We start from the raw sequence: 24964 nt of genomic DNA, 5'->3' as shown, positions 1-24964 counted from the left end.
GACGGGGAGGCCGATGTAGGGATTGGCGTGGAGTCCAGTGCGTTGGTCGGCCAATCATCGATTAAAGAGCTGTCGCAGCACGTCGTTCATCGGCTGGCTGTCCTGCTGCACCACCGCCGGGTCGTCCTGGGCCGGGGGCGCGGGAGAGGCTTGCGGAGCGGGGGTGGACGGTGTTGCCGGCAGGCCGCGGCTGCGGCCGGTGCCAGTGCTGGTCCCCGCGCCGCCGGAAAGCCCTTGCTGGATCAAATTGCCGATCGCCTCGCCCAGCGGGCCGCCGAGCGGGTTGTTCTGTCCCGGTTGCTGGGTTTGCGGATTGGCATTGCCGGCCGCGTTGCCGCTGCCCGGCGCTGCGGCGCCGCCCAATCCGAGGCTGCCCAGAATATTGCCGAGCCCGGCGCCGTCAGGGCCGAACAGGCCCTTGCCCATCTCGCGCAGCTTGGCATAGGCGGCGTCCGGATTGTCCAGCATGCCGGCCATGTCTGGGTAGATCCGCGGCTGCGACCAACTGCCTTGGATCATCACGGGAATGCCGAAGCCGACCGGCTCCGACGCGCGGCCCTGGCCTTCGGTGGTCATCACGAGCTTCGGCTCGACGCGAAAACCCATCATCTTGGTGTCGAGCGCGATGGTGCCGGCGCCGGTCACGCGCACCAGCGGTCCGATCAGGTTGAGATCGGTCGTCACTGCCTGACCCTTGTCGATGCGGAAGGACGCCGAGAGCTGCGACAGATCCGTGCTCTGGGCCTCGCTGTCCTGCCAGCCCGACAGCGTACCCGATGTCAGCGAGCGGATCATCTGCGCGATATTGATGCCGCGGATGGCGCCGTCCTGGAAATTGACGAAGGCCGTGCCCTGCATGTTCGCCATCAGCGCGCGCTGGCTGGTGCCGGCGCTGCGCAACGCGAGCTTGGCCTGCAGCTTGCCGTCGATCCGGTCGAACTCGGCAAGGCCCTGGAGCAGCGGCAATGCGCGCACGCCGACGAGATCGGAATGCATGGCAAAGCTCGGTGCGCCGCTTGTGGCATCCAGGATCACCTCGCCCGAGACCTGGCCGTCATAGGCGCCGAGATTGGCGGTGCCGGCCTTCAGCACGCCGCCGGCGAGCTTCGCATCGAGCGCCAGCGGCGCGATGCGCGTATCGCCGATCACGGCCTCGTTCGCGGAGATCCTGATTTGTGCGTCGACATAATTGAGCCCGGACACGTCGATCGGTGCATTGCTCCAGGGCTGTCCCGACGTGCCCTCCGGCGATTTCGCGACCGGAATCGCGAGCCGCTGGAAGTCGAGATCGACCTTGACCAGAGGCTTGCTCGCAATATCGACCGAGGCCCAGCCGTTGAAGGCGCCGTCGCCGAGCCTGCCGTTCACGCCGTTGATCATCACGACATCGCCGCTCAGCCGCATCTCGGCATGACCGGTGAGCTGGGATTTCAGCACATCGGGCATGTCGATGGCGAAATCCACCGGAATGGTCGGTCGGTCGGCCGGCGGCGCCGGCGTCGACGCCTTGATGTCGAACTTGGTCGGGTGATCGCCGACCCGCGCGGTGCCGGCGATGTCGACCTTGCGGTCGCGGCCAACGACTGCGTCGGCGTTGATGGCGCTGATGCGGCCCTCGACACGGTCGCGCACGCGCGCGAATGCGACTTCACCGTCGATGACCTTGACGCGGTCGATGGTCGCACCACCGGTGTCGAGCGCCAGCGGCTTCGACGCGGTGCCGGCATTCGGCAGTCGCTCACGCAGCAGCGGCTGGTGGAGCACGGGATGGGTGACGACGAGTTCGCTGATCTTCGGGCTGCCCGACCATACGCTCGAGAGCGACATGTCGGCCTGCACGCTGTCGACCGTCAGGCGCGTGATGCCGCTGCGGTCCTTCGGGTCCTGAAGCGTGAGATCGTTGAGCGTGACGTTCAGCGTCGGCCACAGGCTGATCTTCGTGGTGCCGTCGATGGACAGGCGATAACCGGTCGCGCTCTCGACCCGCGAGGCAATCGTCGTGGTCAGGAATCCCGAGGGAATCCCGACCACGAGGAGAAGCCCGATCACGATGATGACGGCGGCGATCGCCGCGCCGGCGAATTTCACTGCTCTCATGTCAACTTTCCAACGACGGACAATCGGCGGCGAATCCCGCAGATGACCGTCCTATGCATCCGTCCTTTGCACCTGAGTTTATCCCCGGACGGGAAGCGGCTCCAAGCACGTAAAAATAGTCAGGGGGTGCTGCAAAGTTATGTGACTTATGACACACTTCGCCGGCGCGGTATTACGCGATCCTGATTTGATGGTTCCAAGCGATTTGCCAGGGAAACTGGCTAAGGAAATTCACAAGGACATTGAAATGAGCAAGCAGGCCGAATTTGCGGTCATCCTGAAGATGAACGCGATGTTCGCCGATCTCGGCGCAGACGAGCTCCAGCGGCTGTCGAATCTCTGCCACACCCAGCATCTGGGGAATGGCGAGGTGCTATTCCAGAAGGGCGATGCGGGGGACGCGCTGTTCGGCGTGCGCCGGGGCCAGGTCCGTATCGAGACCGGCGTCTCCGACGGCAGCCGTCTGACCCTGAACTTCATGGGGCCGGGCGACCTGTTCGGCGAGGTCGCGGTGCTGGACGGCCAGAGCCGCACTGCGGATGCGACCGCAGGCGAAGCCAGTGAATTGTTCGTGCTGCGGCGCGAAGATTTTCTCAGCTTCCTCGAACGCGAGCCGAAGGTCGCAATCAAAATCATCGCGCTGTTGTGCCAGCGCATCCGCTGGCAGAGCGAGCGCATGGAAGAATCCATGCTGCAACCGCTGCCGGTGCGGCTGGCGCGGCGGCTCTGCGCGCTCGCCGCCGATTTCGGCTCGGAGGTCCACATCTCGCAGGAGCAGCTCGGCATCTTCGTCGGCGCGGCCCGCGAGAGCGTCAACCGCCAGCTTCAGGCCTGGCGCAAGGAGGCGATTCTCGATCTCCAGCGCGGCCGCATCCTGCTGCGGAACATGACCAAGCTGACGGCGATCGCGCGGAACGAGTAGGGGATCGGCCAAACCGCTCCGTCGTTCGGGCGGCGCGACCGGTGCGCTTGAACGCTTGGTAGCGAAGACGATCTCCTGCGACGTCGAGTTCGCTGACGCCGCTCGCTGAACCAGCTTGAGCCGTCGACGTCCGTATCACGGCTACTCCGCCGCGGGGTGTACCATGCCCTTTTTATCCGGCGCCGCGCCGTGATGATCGGCGGTCTCGGCATCCTCGCTGTGCACGATCAGCCGCTTGGCGAATCGCCAGATCAGGGCGCCGAGATCGTCCATCACCATGAACATCGCGGGCACGAACACCAGCGACAGGATGGTCGAGAAGATCAGGCCGCCGATCACCGCGAGCGCCATCGGCGAGCGGAACTCGCCGCCGGCGCCGACCGCGAGCGCGCTCGGCGTCATGCCCGCGGCCATCGCGATCGTGGTCATCACGATCGGGCGCGCGCGCTTCATGCCGGCGTCGATCATCGCTTCCTCGCGCGGCTTGCCGGCGCGGATTGCCTCGATGGCGAATTCCACCAGCATGATCGCGTTCTTGGTGACGATACCCATCAGCATCAGAATGCCGATCCAGACCGGCGTGGTGAGCTGCTTGCCGGTGATGAGCAGGGCGGCGATGGCGCCGCCGATCGAGAGCGGCAGCGAGAACAGGATGGTGATCGGCTGCAGGAAGGTGCCGAACAGCAGCACCAGCACGGCGTAGACCATCATCAGGCCCGCGGTGATCGCAGTGGCGAAGCCGTCGGACAGCTCGTTCAGGCTTTCGGCGTCGCCGGAGGGCGAGACCTTCACGCCCTTCGGCCGGCTCTTCATCACCGGCAGGTCGTAGATCTTCTTGGTCGCGTCGCCGAGTGCGGCGGAGCCGACGAGGTCGGCGGCGACGGTTGCCTGCCGCTCACGATCGTAGCGGTTGATGCTGGTCGGACCCTGGTCGAGCTTGACGTCGGCGATGACCGAGAGCGGCACGCCGCCCTTCTCGCCGCGCTCGCCGAGCGGCACGCGCAGCTGTTCGAGCGTCCTCAGATTACCGCGCGCGGCGTCCTCGAGCTGGACGCGGATCGGCACCAGGCGGTCGCCGACGTCGAACTTGGCGAGCGCGGGCCCGACATCGCCGATGGTGGCGACGCGGATGGTCTGCGACAGGCTTTCCGTGGAGACGCCGAGGCGCGCGGCGAGATCTGCGCGCGGCTCGATGCGCAGCTCGGGCCGCTCGAGCGTGGTTTCCGAGATCACGTTGGAGATCGTCGGAATCCGCTTCATCTGCGTCGCGAGCTCGCTGGCGACGTTGTTGACGATGTTGGCGTCGACGCCGGTCACGACCAGCGAGATGGCGCGCAGGCCGTTCTCGTCGAGGAACCAGAAGCGGATGTCGGGAACGTTCTCCAGCTCCTGGCTGATCGAGAATTCGAGCTCGCGCTGGGTGATGTCGCGGCTGTCCTTGGGCGTGTAGTTGATGATCAGAGAGGCGCGCCGGACTTCCTGGGTGCCCGGCGGGACGCGCCCGCCATCGACGAAGATGCTCTTCACCTCCGGCCGCTTGCGCAGGCGTGCGACGATGTCCTCGGTGACCTTCTCGGTGTAGGCAAGCTGGGTGCCCGGCGGCAGCTCGAGCGCCAGCAGCGAGCGCGCGCTGTCCTGCGCCGGCAGGAAGCCCTGCGGCAGCAGCGTGATGCTCCAGATTGAGGCGGCGAACACCCCGAAGCCGATCAGCACGGTGATGAAATGGTGCTTCACCGACCAGGCCACGATCCTGTGATAGGCCCGCAGCACGCGGCCGGGCGGCGGCTCTTCGTGCGCATGGTGCTTGAGGAAGTAGGCGGCCAGCACCGGCGTGACGAAGCGCGCCGCGAGCAGCGAGAAGAACACTTGCACCGAGACGGTGATGCCGAACTGCTTGAAGAACTGTCCGGCGATGCCCGACATGAAGCTCGCTGGCGCGAAGATCGCAATGATGGTCAGCGAGATCGCGATCACCGCAAGGCCGATCTCGTCTGCGGCTTCAAGTGCGGCACGATAGGGCGATTTGCCCATGTTCATGTGCCGGACGATGTTCTCGATCTCGACGATGGCGTCGTCGACGAGAATACCTGTCGACAGCGTGATGGCGAGGAAGCTGACGAGGTTCAGCGAGAAGCCGAGAAGGTCCATCGCCCAGAACGCCGGGAAGATCGACAGCGGGAGCGAGATCGCGGCAATGATGGTGGCGCGCAGGTCCCGCAGGAACAGGAGCACGATGATGACGGCAAGGATGGCGCCTTCGAACAGGGTCGAGATCGCCGCGTGGTAATTGCCGTTGGTATATTCGACCGAGGTGTCGATCACCTTCAGGTCGACGTCGGGATAGGCGGCCTTCAGCGCGTCGATGCGCTTCTGCACGGCCTCGGCCACCTTCACATCGCTGGCGCCCTTGGATCGCTTGATGCCGAGCGCGACCACCGGCTCGCCGTTGAAGCGGGCGAAGGTGCGGCGGTCGGCGATGGTGTCGGTGACGGTGCCGAGATCGTCGAGCCGGACCTCACCGCCGCCGAACAGCGGGATCATGGTGCCGGCGAGATCGCCCAGTGTCTTCGCGCCCGCAAGCGTGCGGATCGCCTGGTCGTTCTTGCCGATCTCGGCGCGGCCGCCGGCGACGTCGACATTGGTGCCGCGCAGGCTTTGGCTGACATTGACCGCGGTCAGCCCCATCGCCTGCATCCGGTCCGGATCGAGCGAGACCAGGATCTCGCGCTCGACACCGCCGATGCGCTCGACCTGGGCAACGCCGCGCACGCCCTGCAGCGCGCGCTTGACGACGTCGTCGACGAAATAGGAGAGCTGCTCGGGCGTCTTGCCGGGCGAGATCGCGGCATAGGTGACGATCGGCAGGCCGATGACGTCGACGCGCTGGATCAGCGGCTCGGTGACGTTCTGCGGCAGGTTGGAGCGCACGCGCGTCACCGCGTCCTTGACGTCGTTGAGCGCGCGGTCGGTGTTGGTTTCCAGCGCGAACTGGATGGTGGTCACTGACACGCCGTCGGTGATCGAGGAGGTGATGTGCCTGACCCCCTCGACGCCGGAGACGGCATCTTCAACCGTCTTGGTGACCTGGGATTCGAGCTCAGCGGGTGCTGCGCCGAACTGCGACACCACGACCGAGATCACGGGAATGTCGGCCGAAGGCAGCCGCGTCACCGCGAGCTTGGTGAAGGACACCCAGCCGAGGACCAGGAGGATGATCGAGAAGACGACCGACGGCAGCGGATTGCGGATCGACCAAGCCGAGATATTGAGAGCCATCAGCGTACCCGCGTGCGATCGAGTTCATCGGCGAACATGGTCTTGATCTGGTCGCCGTCATGGAGCGAAGAGCCGGCGTCGGCCACGACGATTTCGCCGACCTCGAGGCCTTCCAGAATTTCCGTCGCGCTGTCGGACGACAGCCCGACCCGTACCTTGCGCGTCTCGACAATATTGTTTTTGACGACCTGAATGGTGAGATGGTCGATCGCGGTCTTGGGGATCGAGACGCCGCAGCTTCGCTTGGCGTCGATCGAGGCGCGGGCAAACACGCCGACCTTGAGCGAAGGATTGTTGGTGACGCTGATGCGGACGCGGCCGAGCTGCGTGGTGCGGTCGATTTCGGGCGCGACCAGCCGGACCCGGCCGATCAAATCGGGCGCGTCATCGCGGCTGATGCGCACGGTCGCGCCGGGATTGAGCTTGGGCATGTGCACCGCCGGGACCTGGGCGTCGAGCTCGATCTCGTTGTTGACGGCGATGCGGAACATCGGGCCGGCCTGCGGCGAGGCGGGCGCGCCGACGATGGTGCGTACTTCGGTAACGAGGCCCGGCGCGGGCGCCTTCAGCGAGATCGGGCCTTGCGTGCCGGGTCTTTGTGGCTGGCCGGGGATCTGCGGCGGCGCCGTCAGGCGCGCCAGCTCCTGATTGTCGGTGACCATGGCGCCTTCGGTGACAAAGAGGTCGGTGACCCTGGAGCCTTCCTGGTCGGCGACGACCACGGCCTCGCGGCGCGGCACGAAGAAGCCGGTCACCCGCACGAGGTCGGAGAAGCAGGCGTTGGTCGACTTCGTCACGATGACGAGCGCCTCGCTCGGCGTTTCCTTCGCCTCGGGGCGATGCCGATGCTCGAACAGATAATAGCCGACGCCGAGCGCAACGACGAACACCACGGTTCCGGCAGGCTTGAGATATTCGGAGGCGTTCATCGCCGGATTGTCCTGGCCTGGCTCACGGCCATCCGCACGAGGCCTGCTGAGAGCGTTTCCCTGAAATAAAGCGGCGTCCCACAAGGCTGCGGGACGCGCTTTTGAAGCAAGACTTTACACCACATCACGACTTGGCACTTCAAAGGATTTGGCACTTCAAAGGATTACGTCGTGCTCTCACTTCGATGCGGTGGTCTTGTTTTCCATGTTGACGACCTGGACGCGACGATTGACCTCCGCCATCGGCTGGGCCGGGTCCTTCAGCTTGCTCTTGCCGTAGCCGACGGTGACGAGATCGGTCGCAGAGATGCCGTACTTGTCGACGAGGTAGCGCTTGATCGAATCCGCGCGGCGCTCCGACAGGTCCTGATTATAGCCCTCGCCGCCGGCGGCGTCGGTGTGGCCGGCAACCACGAAGGTCGAGCCCTTCAGGTCGGGGCTGGTCAGCGCGCGACCGAGCGCCTGTACCGAGCCGAGCGACTTGGCGCTGATATTGGCCGAGTTGTAGTCGAACGTGATTTCAAGATCGATATTCGGCTTGTCCTTGGCCACCGACGCGATCTCTTCGCGCTCGGTCGACGAAAGCGAGCGCGTCGAGCGGCCGCGCACGGACTGGATCAGCTTGGTTTCCGCCGCACTGGGTGCGGGATCGGCCTGCGGGGCGATCGAGAGGCCGCGGGTCAACGGCTTCTTCGGCGGCGGCGCGAGTGCGCGGACGATCTCGTCCTCGGTAACGTTCTTGCTGTTGCCGTCGTCGCCCGCGAATGCGAGCGGAGTCGTCAGCGACAGAGCGGCGCCGACCGTGATGATGGACAGGATCGCGGTAAATCCCTTTGCAGCCAATCTCATTGCCAGTCCCTCCTGCGCAGCTGACCGCGCGGTTCCAAAAATTCCTGCAATGGGCCCCCGGGAAAGGCCRCCTGCGGCATCCGTCCGTTAGTCTTCCCTGGGCCGCCGAGGGTTCGAGGCGTCTGCCGCCTCAATTCAAAAAAATACTAGCGTACTCCGTAGCTTGCGAACTCTTGAACAATGTTCGGGTCCATCGCCTTGGCATTGGCGATGTCGAGCGCGCCTTCCTGCGCCGAGCCGTTGCGCTGCTTGGCAATCCCGCGGCCAAAGAGCGAGGAGGTCAGGCGCGGGTTGATCTTCAGGGCTGCGTCGAAATCGGCGATGGCGTTCTTGACCGCTCCCGATTTCAGATTGACGAGCCCCCGGCTGTCCAGCGCATCGACGAAATTCGGCCTCAGCCGCAGCGCCTCGTTGCAATCCTTCAGCGCGCCCTGGAGGTCGCCGACCACGGTGCGGGTCCAGCAGCGGTTGTTCAACGCCTCGACGTCCTTCGCGTTGATCCGAAGCGTCTCGTCGAAATCCTTGATGGCCAAATTGTAGGCGCCCTTGCTGGCATAGACCTGACCGCGCCGGTACAGCGCGTTCACGTCATCAGGATTGGCGGCGATCTTGGCCGTCAGGCCCTTGATGGTCGGATCCTCCGCCAGCGCGGCCGCGCTCGGCCCGCTATCCATGCTCGGTGCGGGGGTGGTCTCGGCTGGTTTCACCGGCGGTGGCGCCGGCGGCAAGGCGGCCTCGACCTGCGGTTTCGGTGAGGGCGCCGGTGCTGGTGCCGGAGCAGGTGCCGCTGCCGTGTCCGCCGGCTTCGGCGGCGGAGGCGGTGCGGGCGGAGCCGGCGGCGGGTTGTTGGCGACGACCGGCGGCGATGGCGGTGGTGCCGTCATCGACGGACGCGATCCGCCGGCGCCCGGAATGAAGGAAAAATCCTCGGCGAGGGAAGAGGAGATCCACGGCACCTGTTCGCCGCGCGAGGCGCGGGTGACGCCCATCTTGGTGCGGTTCAGCGTCTCCTCGGCCATCAGGTCGGGGACGCGGATCTCCTTCAGGAGCTCCTGGACGAACAGGCTGTGATCGCCGCCCGCGTCCGAGACCACCGAGGCCAGTGCCGCCGAGTACATCACCAGCGTGCCGTTCGGCGCGATGACCGGCGTCAGGCCGGCCGAGAAGCTGCGGAACCGGCGCTCGAAGGGATTGCGCCTGGAGGCGTCGACCAGCGCGATCTTGACGCCCGCGCCGCGGGTATTGAGCTCGCCGAGCACGGTCTCCAGGCTGAAACCGTCGCGGCGCACGTCGGATTCGGTCCAGATCTGCGCGTCGATCGGCAGCATGTAGCTCTGGCGCGCTGACTGGATGCCGAAACCGCTGAAGAAGATCAGCGCCACCGAGCCCGGCTTGATCTTGCCATAGAGCTTGTCGAAGGCGCGGCGCATGCCGTCGCCGGTCAGGTTCTCGCCGATTTCAACGGAAAAGCCGTCGCGCTTTAGCTCGTCGGCGACGTCGCGCGCGTCGTTGAGCGGTTCCTTCAGCGGGGCGTCCGCGTCCGGATATTTGGCGTTGCCGATGACCAACGCATAACGGTCGCCGGCGGCCAGGGATGGCGCAACCGGGACGAGCGAAACGAGCARGGGCAGAAGAAAAAGGAAGCGAATTTTCATAATCAGCGCGGTCCAGCCAAAAAGGCGCCGTTCCCAGCTTGCGCCGCGGCGACCTTAACTTACGCAATGTGCATTATCAAACCGCGGAAGGGGGGCGTCAACCGCTTGGAGATTCGGCATTATCGCGACAATTGACCGCGATGCATGGGCGCGCCGGGAGGGGAATAAACGGACTATCACGGTTGTGCTCGGCGCCATCTGGTTCGACTCTGCGGCAGGATGCTGGAGCAGCCGCGACAAAGAAGATGTGAGGGGTCTCACATAGCAGGCTGGACGCTGTCGCAGCCCTCCGGTGTTTGACCTTTGCGGCCGACAATGGCTTGGTGCGCTTGATCGTCCCCGAAGGTCCAACTCAGAAAAGAAAACCATGGGAAACGCCTACGAAATCTACGCCCTGCGTTATGCGACGATGTCGCCACGCACCCCCAACATGAACTTCCTTCAGCCCGACCCGCATGACAGCGCGGCACAGGATCTCGACTATTTCGTCTGGCTGATCCGCGGCGGCGGCCGCGACATCCTGGTGGACACCGGTTTCAACGCCGAGGAGGCGAGCGCGCGGGCGCGCAAGCTGACGCTCAATCCGGTCGATGCGCTGGAGCGCTTTGGCGTCGCGGCGTCGAGCGTTCGCGACATTATCGTGACGCATCTGCATTACGACCACGCCGGCAATCTCGATCGCTTCCCGAACGCGCGCTTCCATCTCCAGGAGCGCGAGATGGCTTACGCGACGGGACGCTGCATGTGTAACGGACTGCTGCGACATCCGTTCTCGGTCGAGCACGTCACGCAGATGGTGCGTCATGTCTATGGCGAGCGCGTCAATTTCTATTCCGGCGACGGCGAGGTGGCGCCCGGCGTCACCGTGCATCGTGTCGGCGGCCATTCCGATGGCTTGCAGGTGGTCAAGGTCGAGACCGCGCGCGGGCCGGTGGTGCTGGCGTCCGATGCCGCACACTACTACGCCAATCTGCAGCGCAGGAGTCCGTTCCCCATCGTCTACAATATCGGCGACATGGCGCAGGGCTGGGAGACGATCGAACGCCTCGCCGGTCATCCTGACAGGTTCATTCCCGGCCACGATCCGATCGTGACGGAGATCTATCCGCGTGCCAGCGACAAGGTCGATGCCTGGGCGCTGCATTTGCCGCCGTCGCGGTCGTTTGCGAAGTGACGGAATCCGGGGCGTGGTGTCAGCGAGTGCCGGCAGGATCCGCACAAGCAACGATATCGCGGGGAGATTCTAGAGCCGCTGCCTCCGGCGGAGAGAATACCGCCAGGTATCCTCCGTCCCCTGCGAGCTTATATGTGGCAACCTCGCGATAGCCGACGGCGGTCAATTCGCAGCGCAAGAGCTCAATTGGCGTGCCATGCTTCGACGTCGGAAGCTCAAGATCGACAATTCCGACCCGCGCACCCTGCTTCAAGGCGGGCGCGAGATTGTAGAGGAAGGCATAGGGTTGGGCTATCTCGTGATACATGTGCACGAGGATTGCGGCATCCAGCGAGGAAGCGGGCAGACGCGGGTCGTGTGGTTCGCCGAGCGCGAATTGCACGTTCGTCAACTTCAGACGTTCTGTTCGCCTGGCGAGCTCGATGAGGTAATCCCGCGTGACGTCCTGGGCAACGACAGAGCCGGCGGGGCCGACGAGGTGCGAGAGCCTGACCGTGTGGTAGCCGCTGCCTGCTCCAATGTCGCCCACTGTCATACCTGGTTTCAGTTCAAGAGCACGTGCGATTTGACCGGCCTCATTGAGGGCGTCTCGGCGCTCTTCGGCGGCGCGGCGCGGGCTGACGATCCGTGCAACAGGGCGCTGTGGTGAGGGAAACTCGTTTGCAGCGACTCCGGGGGAAGCCAGATAACCTATGTCAGCGGCGTATGCGCGAGTTGCGGCAAACGCCGCAAGTAGCGCCGTTATATAAGCCAGTGCCGTCACGGACCTGCCAAGCTTTCTCAATCGGCCTCCCAAAAGCCGACGTCTGCACCTCTATGAGTACGCGCCCTAATACGCCTCTTTCGCGTCGGCCTCTTCGCTGGTCTGGATCAGGTCGAGGCTCTGTTCGATCTTGCCGAGCAGGGCCGAGAGCTGCTTGCGCTCCTGCGCGGAGAGGCAGGCGAGGATCTCGTCTTCCCGCCGCAGCAATTGCGGGAACAGCTCTTCGTACAGCGCGCGACCTTTCTTCGTCAGTTGCAGGCGGAATTCGCGGCGGTCGGCTTCGTTCTCGACCCGCTCGATCAGCCCCTGGTGCAGCAGCGTGGTCACGGCGCGGCTGATGGTGGATTTGTGCGTGCGGGTGCATTGCGAGACGTACTGCGCGCTACAGGCATCGTTGCGGAAGCCGAGCGTGGCGATCACGCGCCAGGCCGGAATGTCGAGGCCGTGACGCTCCTGATATTCGACCGCAAGCGCGGAACTCACCTCAGCCGCTAGCCGGTTGAGGCGGAACGGCACGAACTTGAACAAATCGAGCCGCGCCTTCGGCCGCAATGAAGCCTCGTCAGCCTCACGTGCCTTCAGCGCGATGTCGCTGGATGTCCTCGCCAAGGCTTGCGCTCCGAATTCCAGTTGACGGCCGGCCGGCTCCGGTCCAAAATAGTTGCACGTGAGACTATCTAGCAGATCAGTCCTCTCTTGACCAGAGCCGAGGTTAGCGCATGGCGCAGGCCAATACGCAGCAGGCCAAAACCCAGTTCGGCTATCGCCGCCACCCCGACCAGGATCGTCCCGGCCAGAGTGCGGCCGAGCATCCCGTGGTGGTCGTCGGCGCGGGGCCGGTGGGGCTGTCGCTCGCGATTGACCTTGCCCAGCGCGGCCAGCGCGTCGTCCTTCTGGATGATGCCGACCGGATCGGCGAAGGCTCGCGCGCGATCTGCTTCTCCAAGCGGTCGCTCGAATATTGGGACCGGCTCGGCGTCGGCGACCGCATGGTCGACAAGGGCGTGGTCTGGAGCGTCGGCCGCATTTTTCATGGCGAGTCGCAGCTTTACCAGTTTAACCTGCTGCCGGAAGACGGTCACAAGCGGCCGGCCTTCATCAACCTCCAGCAATATTACGCCGAGGCCTATCTGGTCGATCGCATCAGCGATCTGCCTGCGATCGACCTCCGCTGGCGCAACAAGGTGACGGCGCTGGAGAGTCGCAACGATTCCGTCGCGCTGACAATCGAAACGCCGGAGGGCGCCTATCGCCTGCACGCGCAATATGTCGTCGCCTGCGACGGCGCGCGCTCCTCGCTGCGGCAGATGGTTGGCGCCGACTTCGCCGGCCAGGTGTTCGAGGACCAGTTCCTGATCGCCGACGTCAAGATGACCGCGGAGTTCCCGACCGAGCGCTGGTTCTGGTTCGATCCGCCGTTTCATGCCGGCCGCTCCGCGCTGCTGCACCGTCAGCCCGACGACGTCTGGCGCATCGATCTCCAGCTCAATCGCTATGCCGATCCCGTCGTCGAGAAGAAGCCGGAGAACGTGCGGCCGCGGATCGCGCGCATGCTCGGTCACGACAAGTTCGAGTTCGAGTGGATCTCGCTCTACAAATTCCAGTGCCGGCGGATGGATCGCTTCCTCCACGGCCGGGTGATTTTTGCGGGCGATTCCGCGCATCAGGTCTCGCCCTTCGGTGCGCGTGGTGCGAACTCGGGCCTCGAAGACGCCGAGAACCTGTCCTGGAAGCTCGATCGCGTGCTGCGCGGCGCCTCGCCCGCGAGCCTGCTCGAAAGCTACCATGTCGAGCGCAGCGGGGCTGCCGACGAGAACATTCGCGAGTCGACCCGCTCGACGGACTTCATGGCGCCGAACTCGCATCAGGAGGCGCGGCTGCGCAAGGCGGTGCTGTCGTTGGCCAAGGAGACGGAGTTCGGCAAGCGCATGGTCAATGGCGGCCGGCTCTCGGTGCCGTGCAGCTACGACTCGCCGCTGTCATCGCCCGATGCGGATGCGTGGCGCGGCGGACCGGCGCCCGGCTGTTCAATGCTCGACGCCCCCGCTGGCGAGCAGGCCTATCTGACGGATGCATTCCGCCGCGGTGGAACAGGCTTCACCTTGCTGTCGTTCAGCAATGGCGCGGCGATCGACGCGCCCGATGGCGTGAAGGATATCCGCATCGGTGGCGAGGGCGGGCTTGCCGATCCCTCGGGCCTCGTCGCAAAGCGCTATGACGCCGAGCCCGGTGCGGCTTATCTGCTCAGGCCCGACGGCTACGTCGCGGCGCGCTTCCGCCACCCGACGCGCAAGGCCATTGCCGCCGCGCTGTCGCGGGCCGAAGGTTTGAATTGAGGATTCGCATGCCGCTTTCAACCAGCTCCAACTTCGCGCGGCCCGACGATGCCTTTCGCGCCATCGTCGAGGCGCACCGCGGCTTCACCGAGGAGCAGAGCGCCGATTTCGACGCGGCACTGGTCCTGATCCTCGCCAACCATATCGGCGACATCGACGTGTTGCGGGAAGCGATCGTGCTCGCGAAGCGGCGCATGACCGACGGCCAGCAGCAACAACAGCAACAACAATAACCCAAAGACCTGAGGATGAATTGATGGCGAAGAACTTCGCATCCACCGGCGATCTCTCCGAAAAGAAGATCACCTTCTCCGAGATCGGCACCGATCTCTATGCCTTCACCGCGGAGGGCGATCCGAACACCGCGATCATCGTCGGTGACGACGGCTGTCTGGTGTTCGACGCGCAGTCGACGCCGGCGATGGCCAACAAGGTGATCGAGCGCGTCAAGACCGTCACCGACAAGCCGGTCAAATATGTCGTGCTGTCGCACTATCACGCCGTGCGCGTGCTGGGCGCCTCCGCCTACAAGGCGCAGGGCATCGTGGCCTCGCAGGAGACCTATCGCCTCATCGAGGAACGCGGCCAGCAGGATTGGGATTCCGAATATGGCCGCTTCCCGCGCCTGTTCCAGGATGCCGCGAGCATTCCCGGCCTGACCTGGCCGACGCTGACCTTCGAAGGCGAGATGTCGATCTATCTGGGAAAACGCGAAGTGCGCCTGATGCAGTTAGGGGCCGGCCACACCTCCGGCGACATCGTCGCCTGGGTGCCGGATGCCGAAGTGATGTTCTCCGGCGACCTCATCGAATATCACTCGGCCTGCTATTGCGGTGACGCGCATTTGCGCGAATGGCCGCTGACGCTGAACGAGATCCGCAACTTCAATCCCAAGGCGATCGCGCCGGGCCGCGGCGATGCGCTGAAGGGCACAGCCACGGTGCGCGAAGCCATCGCGATGACGCGCGACTTCGTCACCTCGCTCTACGGCGCGGCCGAAATCTCCGTCGCCAGGGGGCGCACGCTGAAGGAATCGATGGCGGCGACGCGCGAAGTCATGGATCCGAAATTCCACAGCTTCGCCATCTACGAGCACTGCCTGCCGTTCAACGTCTCGCGCGCCTATGACGAGGCGTCGGGGATCGACGACCCCGTGATCTGGACCGATAAGCGCGACCAGGAAATGTGGGCCGCCCTGCAAGGAGGAGGATAGTCATGAACGTCAACACCTCGCCTGATCAGATCATTCGCAGCTCGGCGCAGGTCACGCCGGGCTACATGTCCGGCTTCGGCAACAGCTTCGAGACCGAGGCGCTGCCGGGCGCGCTGCCGATCGGGCGCAACTCGCCGCAGCGCTGCGCCTACGGGCTCTATGCCGAGCAGCTTTCCGGCTCGCCATTCACCGCGCCGCGCGGCACCAATGAGCGCTCCTGGCTCTATCGCATCCGTCCCTCGGTGAAGCATTCCGGCCGGTTCGAGAAGGCCGATGCCGGCCTGTGGCGCTCGGCGCCCTGCCATGAATACGATTTACCGATCGCGCAGCTGCGCTGGGACCCGGCGCCGATCCCGAAGGAGGACATGACCTTCCTTCAGGGCGTGCAGACCATGACGACCGCCGGCGACGTCAACACGCAGGCCGGCATGGCCGCGCATGTCTACCTCATCACCAGTTCGATGGTGGACCAGCACTTCTACAATGCCGACGGCGAGCTGATGTTCGTGCTCCAGCAGGGCAACCTGCGCGTCGTCACCGAGTTTGGCCGTATCGACGCCGAGCCCGGCGAGATCGTGGTGATCCCGCGCGGCGTCAAATTCCGCGTCGAGATTCCGAACGGTCCTGCGCGCGGCTATCTCTGCGAAAATTACGGCGGCGCCTTCACGCTGCCGGAGCGCGGGCCGATCGGCGCCAATTGCCTCGCCAACGCGCGCGACTTTCTCACCCCGGTCGCGCATTACGAGGACAAGGACACGCCGACCGAACTCTACGTGAAATGGGGCGGATCGCTGTTCAAGACCACGTTGCCACATTCGCCGATCGACGTCGTGGCGTGGCACGGCAATTACGCGCCTTACAAATACGATCTGCGCACCTTCTCTCCGGTCGGCGCGATCGGCTTCGATCATCCCGATCCCTCGATCTTCACAGTGCTGACCTCGCCGTCGGAGACCGCGGGCACCGCGAACATCGACTTCGTGATCTTCCCCGAGCGCTGGATGGTGGCCGACAACACCTTCCGCCCGCCCTGGTATCACATGAACATCATGAGCGAGTTCATGGGCCTGATCTACGGCGTCTACGATGCCAAGCCGCAGGGTTTTGTCCCGGGCGGAATCAGCCTGCACAATTGCATGCTGCCGCACGGCCCCGACCGCGATGCCTTCGAGCATGCCAGCAACGGCGAGCTGAAGCCGGTGAAGCTGACCGGCACCATGGCCTTCATGTTCGAGACCCGCTACCCGCAGCGCGTGACAGCGCACGCCGCGAAGTCGTCGACGCTGCAGGACAATTACGCGGATTGCTGGACGGGACTGGAGAAGCGGTTCGATCCGAACAAGCGGTAGTCTTGCTTACCCTCCCCTGGAGGGGGAGGGTCGCTACGCATGCAGCGAAGCGGAATGCGTAGCGGGGTGGGGTGATGGTCTCTCCGCAAGGAACACTGCCCGTGTTGAGAGATCACCCCTCCCCGTCTCATATTTCGCTGCGCTCAATATGAGCCGACCCTCCCCCTCCAGGGGAGGGTGACAGAAGTTCAGCACCAGAATTCGTATGGCAGGAAACATGCCCCACCCCAACGACCCCAGCCTCCGCTCCTTCATCGAGGTCGATCCCGCCTCCGACTTCCCGATCCAGAACCTGCCCTATGGCGTGTTCTCGACCTCGGCCAATCCGACGCCGCGCGTCGGTGTCGCGATCGGTAACTACGTGTTCGATCTCTGGGCGCTCGAGCAGGATTGCCGTCTCGACGTCGGCCCGCTCGGGGTGTTCTCCGGCCCCTCGCTCAATCCGTTCATGACGCTGGGACCGAAGATCTGGACGAAGACACGCGCGCGGATCAGCGAGCTACTGCGTCATGATCATCCGGAGCTGCGTGACAATGAGGAGCTGCGCAAGCAGGCCCTGGTGCTGATGCGCGATGCAAAATTGCATCTGCCGTTCGCAGTGTCCGGCTATACCGATTTCTATTCGTCGAAGGAGCACGCTACCAATGTCGGCGTGATGTTCCGCGGCAAGGACAACGCGCTGCAGCCGAACTGGCTGCACATGCCGATCGCCTATAACGGCCGTGCCTCGACCGTCGTGGTCTCGGGAACGAAGGTGAAGCGGCCGCGCGGGCAGTTGAAGCCGCCGAATGTCGAGCTGCCGAGCTTCGGGCCGTGCAAGCGGCTCGATTTCGAGCTGGAGATGGGCGTCGTGGTCGGCCAGCCATCGCCGATGGGCGGTATGCTGACCGAGCAACAGGCCGAGGAGATGATCTTCGGTCTCGTGCTGCTCAACGACTGGAGCGCGCGCGACATCCAGCAATGGGAATATGTGCCGCTCGGCCCGTTCCTGGCAAAGGCGTTCGCGACCTCGATCAGCCCGTGGGTGGTGACGCGCGAGGCGCTGGAGCCGTTCCGGCTGGGGGGGCCGGAGCAGGAGCCGGTGCCGCTGGATTATCTCAAGCAGGCGAAGCCGCAGAACTATGATCTCGAACTCGACGTCTCCTTGCGCGCGGCCGGCGCCAATGCGCACGCCGGCATCAGCCGCACCAATTTCAAATACATGTACTGGTCCTCGGTGCAGCAGCTCATGCACCACGCCTCCAGCGGTTGCGCGATGAATGTCGGCGATCTCCTTGGGTCCGGCACGATCTCCGGCCCGGAGAAGAACCAGCGCGGCAGCCTGTTGGAGATCAGCTGGAACGGCACCGAGCCGGTGGAATTGCCCGGCGGCGCCAAGCGCTCGTTTTTGGAAGACGGCGACAGCCTCGTCATGCGCGGCTGGTGCCAGGGCAGTGGCTACCGGGTCGGGTTCGGGGAGGTCGAGGGGACGATTTTGGCGGCGGAGTAGCCGCGCGTTCCGGTGTCGTAGGGTGGGCAAAGCGAAGCGTGCCCACCATCACGATCGCGCTTGCGGAGACATGGTGGGCACGGCGCAAGGGCGCCTTTGCCCACCCTACGAAGTCACCGCCTCTCCGGCGGCACATCCCGCACCCGCGCGCAATGCGCCGCGACATCCTCCGGGCTGTATTTCAAATGCACCCGCTTGTCGGACGGCACGTGTTTGGTGACGCACACGCCCGGCCGCCATTCCTGCGTCGGCCTGATCGGGCGCGGCGCAAAGCCGCCGCCGCAATTCGGGCAGACGTTGGAGAGTTTCGTCTCGACGCAATCCGCACAGAACGTGCATTCATAGGAGCAGATCCGCGCGTCCGTTGCATTAGGCGGCAGGTCGCGGTCGCAATATTCGCAGTTCGGTCGAAGCTGGAGGGCCATGGCAGAATCTCCGCAGATTGGCTTGATCATCGCAGACGGCGCGTGAAGCGCGAATGCCGTAGTTCCCTCGATTTCAGCCAGCCTTCAAATCCTTCAGCGGCAGCCGCGAGCTTTCCTTGAGCCTGTCGAGCACGATCGAGGAGCGCACATGCGCCACGCTCTGGTGCGGCATCAGCACGTCGTTGACGAGATTGGAGAGACCCTTGAGATCGCGCAGCACGGCTTTGAGCACGTAATCGGCGTCGCCCGTCAGCGAATAAGCTTCCTGGATCTCGTCGATGCGGTTGACCAAGGCGCGGAAGCGTTTCGAATTGTCCGGCGAGTGGGTCGCGAGCCCCACCTGGATAAAGGCGATCACACCGAAGCCCAGCGCTTCGCTGGAGAGATCGGCGTGATAGCCCGAGATCACCTTCTCCTCCTCCAGCCGCATCCGCCGCCGCGAGCATTGCGAGGCCGAGAGACCCGCGAGATCGGCGAGCTCCTGGTTGGTGAGGCGGCCGTCGTCCTGGAGCGCGTCCAGGATCTTGAGGTCGAATGCGTCTACGGAGATCATGCGTCATTTATCCATTTCATGCACAGACCGTGCATATGATAGCCAAAATGCGCCCCGTTTGCACGCTCATTGCACGCCCGATGAAGGATAGTTCATGGCAGCAGCAATTGGAGAGCACCATGGGTCCGTTTCCGCACGATGCACCGCCGGCCACCGTCACCGCCGACAATCCGATGGGCACCGACGGGTTCGAGTTCGTCGAATATGCGCATCCCAATCCGGAAGAGCTGCACGCGTTGTTCAAGTTGATGGGCTATGCGCCCGTCGCCCGCCACAAGAGCAAGAAGATCACGGTCTACCGCCAGGGCGACATCAACTATCTCGTCAACGAGGAGCCCGGCACCCACGGCTTCGACTTCGTCGCCGCGCACGGCCCCTGCGCGCCGTCGATGGCGTTTCGCATGGTCGATGCGAAGGCGGCCTATGACCGTGCGATCGCGCTCGGCGCCGAACCTGCCGATGTGTCGTCGGTGCAGAAGACGCTTGATGTACCCGCGATCAAGGGCATCGGCGGCAGCCTGCTCTATTTCGTCGATTGCTACGGCGCCAAGGGCTCGGCTTATGATGCCGAGTTCGAGTGGTTGGGGGCACGCGATCCCAAGCCGGTCGGCGCCGGCCTGTTCTATCTCGATCATCTCACCCACAACGTCCATCGCGGCCGCATGGATGTGTGGACGGGCTTCTACCAAAAGCTGTTCAACTTCCGCCAGATCCGCTTCTTCGACATCGAGGGCCGCGCCTCCGGCCTGTTCTCGCGCGCGCTGACGAGCCCGGACGGCAAGATCCGGATTCCGATCAACGAGGACGCCGGCGAGTCCGGCCAGATCGAGGAATATCTCAATATCTATCGCGGCGAGGGCATCCAGCACATCGCCTGCGGCTGCCGCGATATCCACGCCGCCATCGAAGGCCTGCGCGAAGCCGGCCTGCCCTTCATGCCGTCACCGCCGGAGACCTATTTCGAGCGGATCGATGCGCGCCTGCCGAAGCACGGCGAGGACGTCGCGCGGCTCCGGACCAACGGCATCCTGATCGATGGTGAGGGCGTGGTCGATGGCGGTCAGACCAAGGTGCTGCTGCAGATCTTCTCCGCCAACGCGATCGGCCCGATCTTCTTCGAGTTCATCCAGCGCAAGGGTGACGATGGTTTTGGCGAGGGCAACTTCAAGGCCCTGTTCGAATCGATCGAGGAGGATCAGATCCGGCGCGGCGTGTTGAAGGTGGATACGGCGGCGTAGGTCGCTGCGTTCGGGCACACTGCCGTAGGGTGGGCAAAGCGCAAGCGTGCCCACCACTTTTATCAGGATTGTGGAGAGATGGTGGGCACGGCGCTTCGCGCCTTTGCCCACCCTACGCGATCTTTGCCGAGGCTAGATCTACCTCTTCCACGCAGCCATCACCGCACCAATCTCCGCGCCCTCCGGCTCCCGCACCGCCGACGGCGTGCGTGAGAACCGCGGCGCGGGCGCGGGCTGCTTCACGCCGTGGCGTTCGAGGAAGACGTTGCGGGCGACCATGTGCGGATGCTCGGTCGCTTCCGACATGGTGAGCACCGGCGCGAAGCAGATGTCGGTGCCTTCCATGATCCTGCACCAGTCCTCGCGGGTCTTGCTCCTAAACACGGCCTGCAATTTCTGCTTCAGCGCGGGCCAGGCCTTGGGGTTCATCTGCGCGTCGAAGTCGGCATCGGTCAGGCCCGCGTGCTCGCGCAGCAGCGCGTAGAACTGCGGTTCGATCGAGCCGATCGAGACGAAGTGCCCGCAGGCACATTCATAGACGCCGTAGAAATGTGCGCCGCCGTCGAGGAAGTTCTGGTTGCGCCCCTCGCTCCAGCGGCCGATCGTCTTCATGTCGAAGAAGAACGACATCAGCGATGCCGCGCCGTCGCACATCGCGGCGTCCACGACCTGGCCCTTGCCGGACCTTTGCGCTTCGAGGAGGGCGGCGAGAACGCCGACGACGAGATAGAGCGCGCCACCGCCGAAATCGCCGACCAAATTGAGCGGCGGCACCGGGGCTTCCTTGGTGCCGATCGCGGCCAGCGCGCCGGTGATCGAGATGTAATTGATGTCGTGGCCGGCGGCGTTGGCGAGCGGGCCTTCCTGGCCCCAGCCGGTCATGCGGCCGTAGACGAGTTTGGGATTGCGCGCGAGCACGACGTCGGGCCCGAGTCCAAGCCGCTCCATCACGCCGGGACGAAAGCCCTCGACCAGCGTGTCGGCGCTGGCAAGCAGGTCGAGCACCTCTGCGATCGCCGCCTTGTCCTTGAGGTCGAGCTCGATCACCTTGCGGCCGCGGCCCGCGACCGACTTCATGCTCTTCTTCGCACCGACGCGATCGAGCGTGACGACATCGGCGCCCATGTCGGCGAGCATCATGCAGGCGAATGGGCCGGGTCCGATGCCGGCGAATTCGACGACACGGAAACCCGAGAGCGGGCCGGAGGTGCGGACGGAGGAGGTGGGCGCTGGTTTATCGAGCACGTTGTTGTTTCCTCGGGTCGCCGGCGAATTCCGGTGGTCCGGCAATCGCCTTTGACGTTCCTCTTTGGGGGCGAGTTAATTGGCTGATTAACTTTTCTCGCCTTCATGTCCGCGAGGCAAGCGGTTTTCATGCATGGGCGCATAATAAAAGCGGCGCGCATTGCTGCGCGCCGCGGAAGATTTGTGTTGAGGCGCTAAGGCGCGACGCGCTGTCGCGCTTTATCGACGCGATCAGCCCGCGGCGGCCACCGCGCGCTGCGCCATCACCTTGACGAGGTTGGCGCGGTATTCGGCCGTGCCGTGGATATCGGCCAGCAATCCGCTCGCCGGAATGCTGACATTGTCGAGCGCCGACGGCGACCAGTTCGCCTTCAGCGCGGCTTCGATCGCGGGGACCCGCATCACGCCGCTCTGCGAGGCGCCGGTGGCGGCAACACGGATCTCGCCCGACTTCGTCTGCGCGACGAACACGGCGGTCAGCGCGAAGCGTGAGGCCGGATGCCGCATCTTTTCGTAGCCCGCCTTCGCCGGCACCGGGAACGACACTGCGGTGATGATCTCGCCGTCTTCCAGCGCCGTCGTGAACAGGCCCTGGAAGAAGTCCTCGGCCGAGATCGACCGCTTGTTGGTCTTGACGGTGGCACCGAGCGCCAGCAGCGCGGCCGGATAATCCGCGGCGGGATCGTTGTTGGCGATCGAGCCGCCGATCGTGCCGCGATAACGCACGGCGGGATCGCCGAGCACCGAGGTGAGATAGGCGATCGCGGGGATCGCCTTCTTCACATCGGCATTCTGCATGATGTCGAAATAGGTCGTGCCGGCCTTGATGGTCAGCACGTCGCCCGAGAGCTCGACGCCCTGCAGCTCCTTGATCTTGCCGAGGTCGATCACGTCGGACGGGCTGGCGAGCCGCTGCTTCATGACCGGCAGCAAGGTCTGGCCGCCGGCGAGGAATTTCGCCTCACTGCTCTTGCCGAACAGGGCGACGGCCTCGTCGACCGAGGAGGGGCGATGATAAGTGGTCTGGTACATCTTGTTGCTCCTCTCAGGCCGCGTGGATCGTGCGCCACACCCGATCCGGGGTTGCGGGCATTTCCAGGTTGTTCTTGCCGATCGCATCCGTGATCGCATTGATCACGGCCGCAGAGGCGCCGATCGCGCCGGCCTCACCGCAGCCCTTGATGCCCAGGGGATTGCCCGGGCACAGCGTCGTGGTGTGGGAGAGATTGAACGAGGGCAGGTCGTCGGCGCGCGGCATGGAGTAGTCCATGAACGAGGCCGTGACGGGCTGGCCGTTGGCATCGTAGATGGCGTGCTCGAGCAGCGCCTGCCCGATGCCCTGGGCAAGGCCGCCATGGACCTGTCCCTCGACGATCATCGGGTTGATCAGCCGGCCGAAATCGTCAGCCGCGACGAAGTTGATGAAGGAGGTCTTGCCCGTGCCGGGATCGACCTCGAGCTCGCAGATGTAGGCGCCGGCCGGGAAGGTGAAGTTGGTCGGATCGTAGAAGGCGCTTTCCTTCAGGCCCGGCTCCATCCCGTCAGGCAGATTGTGCGCGGTGTAGGCCGCGAGCGCGACCATCGGGAAGGCGATCGCCTTGTCGGTGCCGGCGACCTTGAACTCGCCGTTCTCGATGACGATGTCACCCTCGGACGCTTCGAGCGCATGCGCTGCAATCTTCTTGGCCTTGGACTCCATCTTCTCCATCGCCTTCAGGATCGCGGTGAGACCGACGGCCGCGGAGCGCGAGCCGTAGGTGCCCATGCCGAACTGCACCTTGTCGGTGTCGCCATGGACGATCGAGACCTGGCTGATGGGAACGCCCAGGCGCTCCGCGACGAGCTGGCAGAACGTGGTCTCGTGACCCTGGCCGTGGCTGTGCGAGCCCGTCAGGATCTCGATGGTGCCGACCGGGTTGACCCGCACTTCGGCGGATTCCCATAAGCCGACGCCGGCGCCGAGGCTGCCGACGGCCTTCGACGGCGCGATGCCGCAGGCCTCGATGTAGCAGGACACGCCGATGCCGCGCAGCTTGCCGTCCGCCTTCGCCTTGGCCTTGCGGGCTGCGAAGCCGGCATAGTCGATCGCCTTCATCGCGGCGTCGAGCGAGGCGTTAAAGTCGCCGGTGTCATAGGCCATGATGACAGGCGTCTGGTGCGGGAACTGGGTGATGAAGTTGCTCCGGCGCAGTGCTGCCGGATCGACCTTGAGCTGCCGCGCCGCCGTCTCCATCAACCGTTCGATCAAATAGCTCGCCTCGGGGCGGCCTGCGCCGCGATAGGCGTCGACCGGCGTGGTGTTGGTGTAGACCCCGACCACCTCGGCATGGATCGCCGGGATGTTGTACTGGCCCGACAGCAGCGTGGCGTAGAGATAGGTCGGGACCGACGAGGAAAACAGCGACATGTAGGCGCCGAAATTGGCGTAGGTCTTCACCTTCAAGCCGGTGATCTTGTTGTTGGCATCGAACGCCATCTCAGCATGGGTGACGTGGTCGCGGCCATGCGCATCGGTGAGGAAGGCCTCGGTGCGGTCGCCGGTCCATTTTACCGGACGGCCGACCTTCTTCGAGGCCCACAGCGCCACCATCTCCTCGGGATAGATGAAGATTTTTGAGCCGAAGCCGCCGCCGACGTCGGGGGCGATCACGCGCAGCTTGTGCTCGGGAGCGATGTTGTAGAACGCCGACAGCACGAGGCGGGCGACGTGAGGGTTCTGCGAGGTCGTATAGAGCGTGAAGTGCTCTTCCGCCGCGTCATAGTCGGCGATCGCCGCGCGCGGCTCCATCGCGTTCGGGGCGAGGCGGTTGTTGGTGACGTCGAGCTTGACCACATTGGCGGCCTTGGCGAAGGCGGCATCCGTCGCGCCCTCGTCGCCGATCACCCAGTCATAGACCTGGTTGCCGGGGGCTTCGGGGTGAAGCTGGGCTGCGCCGGCCTTGATCGCGGCATGGATATCGGCGACTGCCGGCAGCTCTTGATAATCCACGACCACGGCTTCGGCCGCGTCGCGCGCGAGGTTCTTGCTGTCGGCGATCACGACCGCGACGGCCTGACCGACGAAGCGCACGGTTTCCGGCGCCATCGCCGGCCATGCGCCCATCTTCATCGGGCTGCCGTCCTTGGAGGTGATGGCCCAGCCGCAGATGAGATTGCCGACCTTGTCGTCGACGATCTGCTGTCCCGTGAGCACGGCGACCACGCCCGGCATGTTGAGCGCGGCGGATGAATCGATCTTCTTCACCTTGGCATGCGCATGCGGGCTTCTGATGAAATGGGCATGGGTCATGCCCTGCAATTTGATGTCGTCGACGTAACGGCCTTTGCCGGTAATGAAACGCTTGTCTTCCTTGCGCACGACGCGCGCACCGATGCCTTCAACACCCATGTCTGGTCCTCCCGACCGGAAGTTTCTTTGACTGCGCTTTCCCTCGAAAGCGGCAGCGGTGGT

20 protein-coding genes are annotated in these 24964 nt (G+C 64.6%); 8 read left to right on the top strand and 12 right to left on the bottom strand.

The features are described 5' to 3' along the window. Positions 1-54 precede the first annotated feature (54 nt). Positions 55-2097 (bottom strand): AsmA family protein, encoded by a 2043-nt coding sequence (locus AB4Z51_RS21985; RefSeq protein WP_085403657.1) that lies wholly within the window; start codon positions 2095-2097, stop codon positions 55-57. Positions 2098-2344: 247 nt separating this feature from the next. Here AB4Z51_RS21985 and AB4Z51_RS21980 point away from each other — a divergent pair, with 247 nt between their 5' ends. After that, positions 2345-3019: a Crp/Fnr family transcriptional regulator gene (locus AB4Z51_RS21980; protein ID WP_028149299.1), complete on the top strand. Its 675-nt coding sequence runs from the start codon at positions 2345-2347 to the stop codon at positions 3017-3019. Positions 3020-3160: 141 nt separating this feature from the next. Here the strand turns inward: AB4Z51_RS21980 and AB4Z51_RS21975 are convergent, their stop codons facing one another. The 4 genes from AB4Z51_RS21975 to AB4Z51_RS21960 all read right to left on the bottom strand — a co-directional run bounded on the left by AB4Z51_RS21975 (position 3161) and on the right by AB4Z51_RS21960 (position 9728). After that, the gene (locus AB4Z51_RS21975; protein ID WP_208084007.1) at positions 3161-6295 is read right to left on the bottom strand and encodes an efflux RND transporter permease subunit; all 3135 of its coding nucleotides are present in this window, start codon (positions 6293-6295) and stop codon (positions 3161-3163) included. Further along, positions 6295-7224, bottom strand: coding sequence for an efflux RND transporter periplasmic adaptor subunit (locus AB4Z51_RS21970; RefSeq protein ID WP_085403655.1), 930 nt, complete (start codon positions 7222-7224; stop codon positions 6295-6297). The genes AB4Z51_RS21975 and AB4Z51_RS21970 overlap by 1 nt, the downstream gene beginning before the upstream one ends. Before the next feature lie 177 nt (positions 7225-7401). Further along, entirely contained in the window at positions 7402-8073 is a 672-nt protein-coding gene (locus AB4Z51_RS21965; protein WP_085403654.1) for an OmpA family protein, read from the bottom strand. A gap of 146 nt (positions 8074-8219) precedes the next feature. Next, complete coding sequence (locus AB4Z51_RS21960) at positions 8220-9728, bottom strand: caspase family protein (protein WP_085403653.1); 1509 nt, start codon at positions 9726-9728, stop codon at positions 8220-8222. 367 nt (positions 9729-10095) lie between these two features. On the opposite strand from AB4Z51_RS21960, the gene AB4Z51_RS21955 reads away from it, so the two are divergent. Beyond that, on the top strand, positions 10096-10902 hold the full coding sequence (locus tag AB4Z51_RS21955) for an N-acyl homoserine lactonase family protein (protein ID WP_085403652.1): 807 nt from the start codon (positions 10096-10098) through the stop codon (positions 10900-10902). Between the two features lie 19 nt (positions 10903-10921). On the opposite strand, the gene AB4Z51_RS21950 is transcribed toward AB4Z51_RS21955, so the two are convergent. Together AB4Z51_RS21950 and AB4Z51_RS21945 are read right to left on the bottom strand one after the other, a co-directional pair. Further along, the gene (locus AB4Z51_RS21950; RefSeq protein WP_439033855.1) at positions 10922-11686 is read right to left on the bottom strand and encodes a class I SAM-dependent methyltransferase; all 765 of its coding nucleotides are present in this window, start codon (positions 11684-11686) and stop codon (positions 10922-10924) included. Between the two features lie 45 nt (positions 11687-11731). Further along, positions 11732-12274 (bottom strand): MarR family winged helix-turn-helix transcriptional regulator, encoded by a 543-nt coding sequence (locus tag AB4Z51_RS21945; RefSeq protein WP_071908564.1) that lies wholly within the window; start codon positions 12272-12274, stop codon positions 11732-11734. Positions 12275-12384: 110 nt separating this feature from the next. Between AB4Z51_RS21945 and AB4Z51_RS21940 the strand changes: the two genes are divergently transcribed. The 5 genes from AB4Z51_RS21940 (at position 12385) to fahA (ending at position 18052) form a co-directional block, all read left to right on the top strand. Continuing rightward, positions 12385-14001: an FAD-dependent oxidoreductase gene (locus AB4Z51_RS21940; RefSeq protein ID WP_071908563.1), complete on the top strand. Its 1617-nt coding sequence runs from the start codon at positions 12385-12387 to the stop codon at positions 13999-14001. A gap of 8 nt (positions 14002-14009) precedes the next feature. Continuing rightward, a complete protein-coding gene (locus tag AB4Z51_RS21935; RefSeq protein WP_071908562.1) occupies positions 14010-14234 on the top strand; it encodes a DUF2783 domain-containing protein in 225 nt (74 codons plus the stop codon). 23 nt (positions 14235-14257) lie between these two features. Beyond that, complete coding sequence (locus AB4Z51_RS21930; RefSeq protein ID WP_439033856.1) at positions 14258-15214, top strand: MBL fold metallo-hydrolase; 957 nt, start codon at positions 14258-14260, stop codon at positions 15212-15214. Positions 15215-15216: 2 nt separating this feature from the next. Continuing rightward, positions 15217-16563, top strand: a complete 1347-nt coding sequence (gene hmgA, locus AB4Z51_RS21925) for a homogentisate 1,2-dioxygenase (protein WP_259259876.1) — start codon at positions 15217-15219, stop codon at positions 16561-16563. A gap of 217 nt (positions 16564-16780) precedes the next feature. Beyond that, on the top strand, positions 16781-18052 hold the full coding sequence (gene fahA, locus AB4Z51_RS21920; RefSeq protein ID WP_071916986.1) for a fumarylacetoacetase: 1272 nt from the start codon (positions 16781-16783) through the stop codon (positions 18050-18052). Between the two features lie 113 nt (positions 18053-18165). On the opposite strand, the gene AB4Z51_RS21915 is transcribed toward fahA, so the two are convergent. Continuing rightward, complete coding sequence (locus tag AB4Z51_RS21915; RefSeq protein ID WP_071908559.1) at positions 18166-18477, bottom strand: DUF1272 domain-containing protein; 312 nt, start codon at positions 18475-18477, stop codon at positions 18166-18168. A gap of 73 nt (positions 18478-18550) precedes the next feature. Beyond that, positions 18551-19030 (bottom strand): Lrp/AsnC family transcriptional regulator, encoded by a 480-nt coding sequence (locus AB4Z51_RS21910; protein ID WP_071908558.1) that lies wholly within the window; start codon positions 19028-19030, stop codon positions 18551-18553. Between the two features lie 119 nt (positions 19031-19149). On the opposite strand from AB4Z51_RS21910, the gene hppD reads away from it, so the two are divergent. Continuing rightward, the gene (gene hppD, locus AB4Z51_RS21905) at positions 19150-20268 is read left to right on the top strand and encodes a 4-hydroxyphenylpyruvate dioxygenase (protein WP_071908557.1); all 1119 of its coding nucleotides are present in this window, start codon (positions 19150-19152) and stop codon (positions 20266-20268) included. Positions 20269-20406: 138 nt separating this feature from the next. Here the strand turns inward: hppD and AB4Z51_RS21900 are convergent, their stop codons facing one another. The 3 genes from AB4Z51_RS21900 to AB4Z51_RS21890 form a co-directional block, all read right to left on the bottom strand. Beyond that, a complete protein-coding gene (locus AB4Z51_RS21900) occupies positions 20407-21513 on the bottom strand; it encodes a CaiB/BaiF CoA transferase family protein (RefSeq protein WP_441497955.1) in 1107 nt (368 codons plus the stop codon). A 231-nt stretch (positions 21514-21744) separates the two neighbouring features. Further along, positions 21745-22545: an FAD binding domain-containing protein gene (locus tag AB4Z51_RS21895; protein ID WP_028149283.1), complete on the bottom strand. Its 801-nt coding sequence runs from the start codon at positions 22543-22545 to the stop codon at positions 21745-21747. Positions 22546-22558: 13 nt separating this feature from the next. Beyond that, on the bottom strand, positions 22559-24901 hold the full coding sequence (locus AB4Z51_RS21890; RefSeq protein ID WP_071908556.1) for a xanthine dehydrogenase family protein molybdopterin-binding subunit: 2343 nt from the start codon (positions 24899-24901) through the stop codon (positions 22559-22561). Between the last annotated feature and the right edge of the window lie 63 nt (positions 24902-24964).

It is taken from the genome of Bradyrhizobium sp. 2TAF36, assembly GCF_052114925.1.
In the GTDB taxonomy this organism is placed as follows: domain Bacteria; phylum Pseudomonadota; class Alphaproteobacteria; order Rhizobiales; family Xanthobacteraceae; genus Bradyrhizobium; species Bradyrhizobium barranii.
Note: the sequence above shows the minus strand (reverse complement) of the source record. Positions and strands in the feature narration are given on the sequence as shown.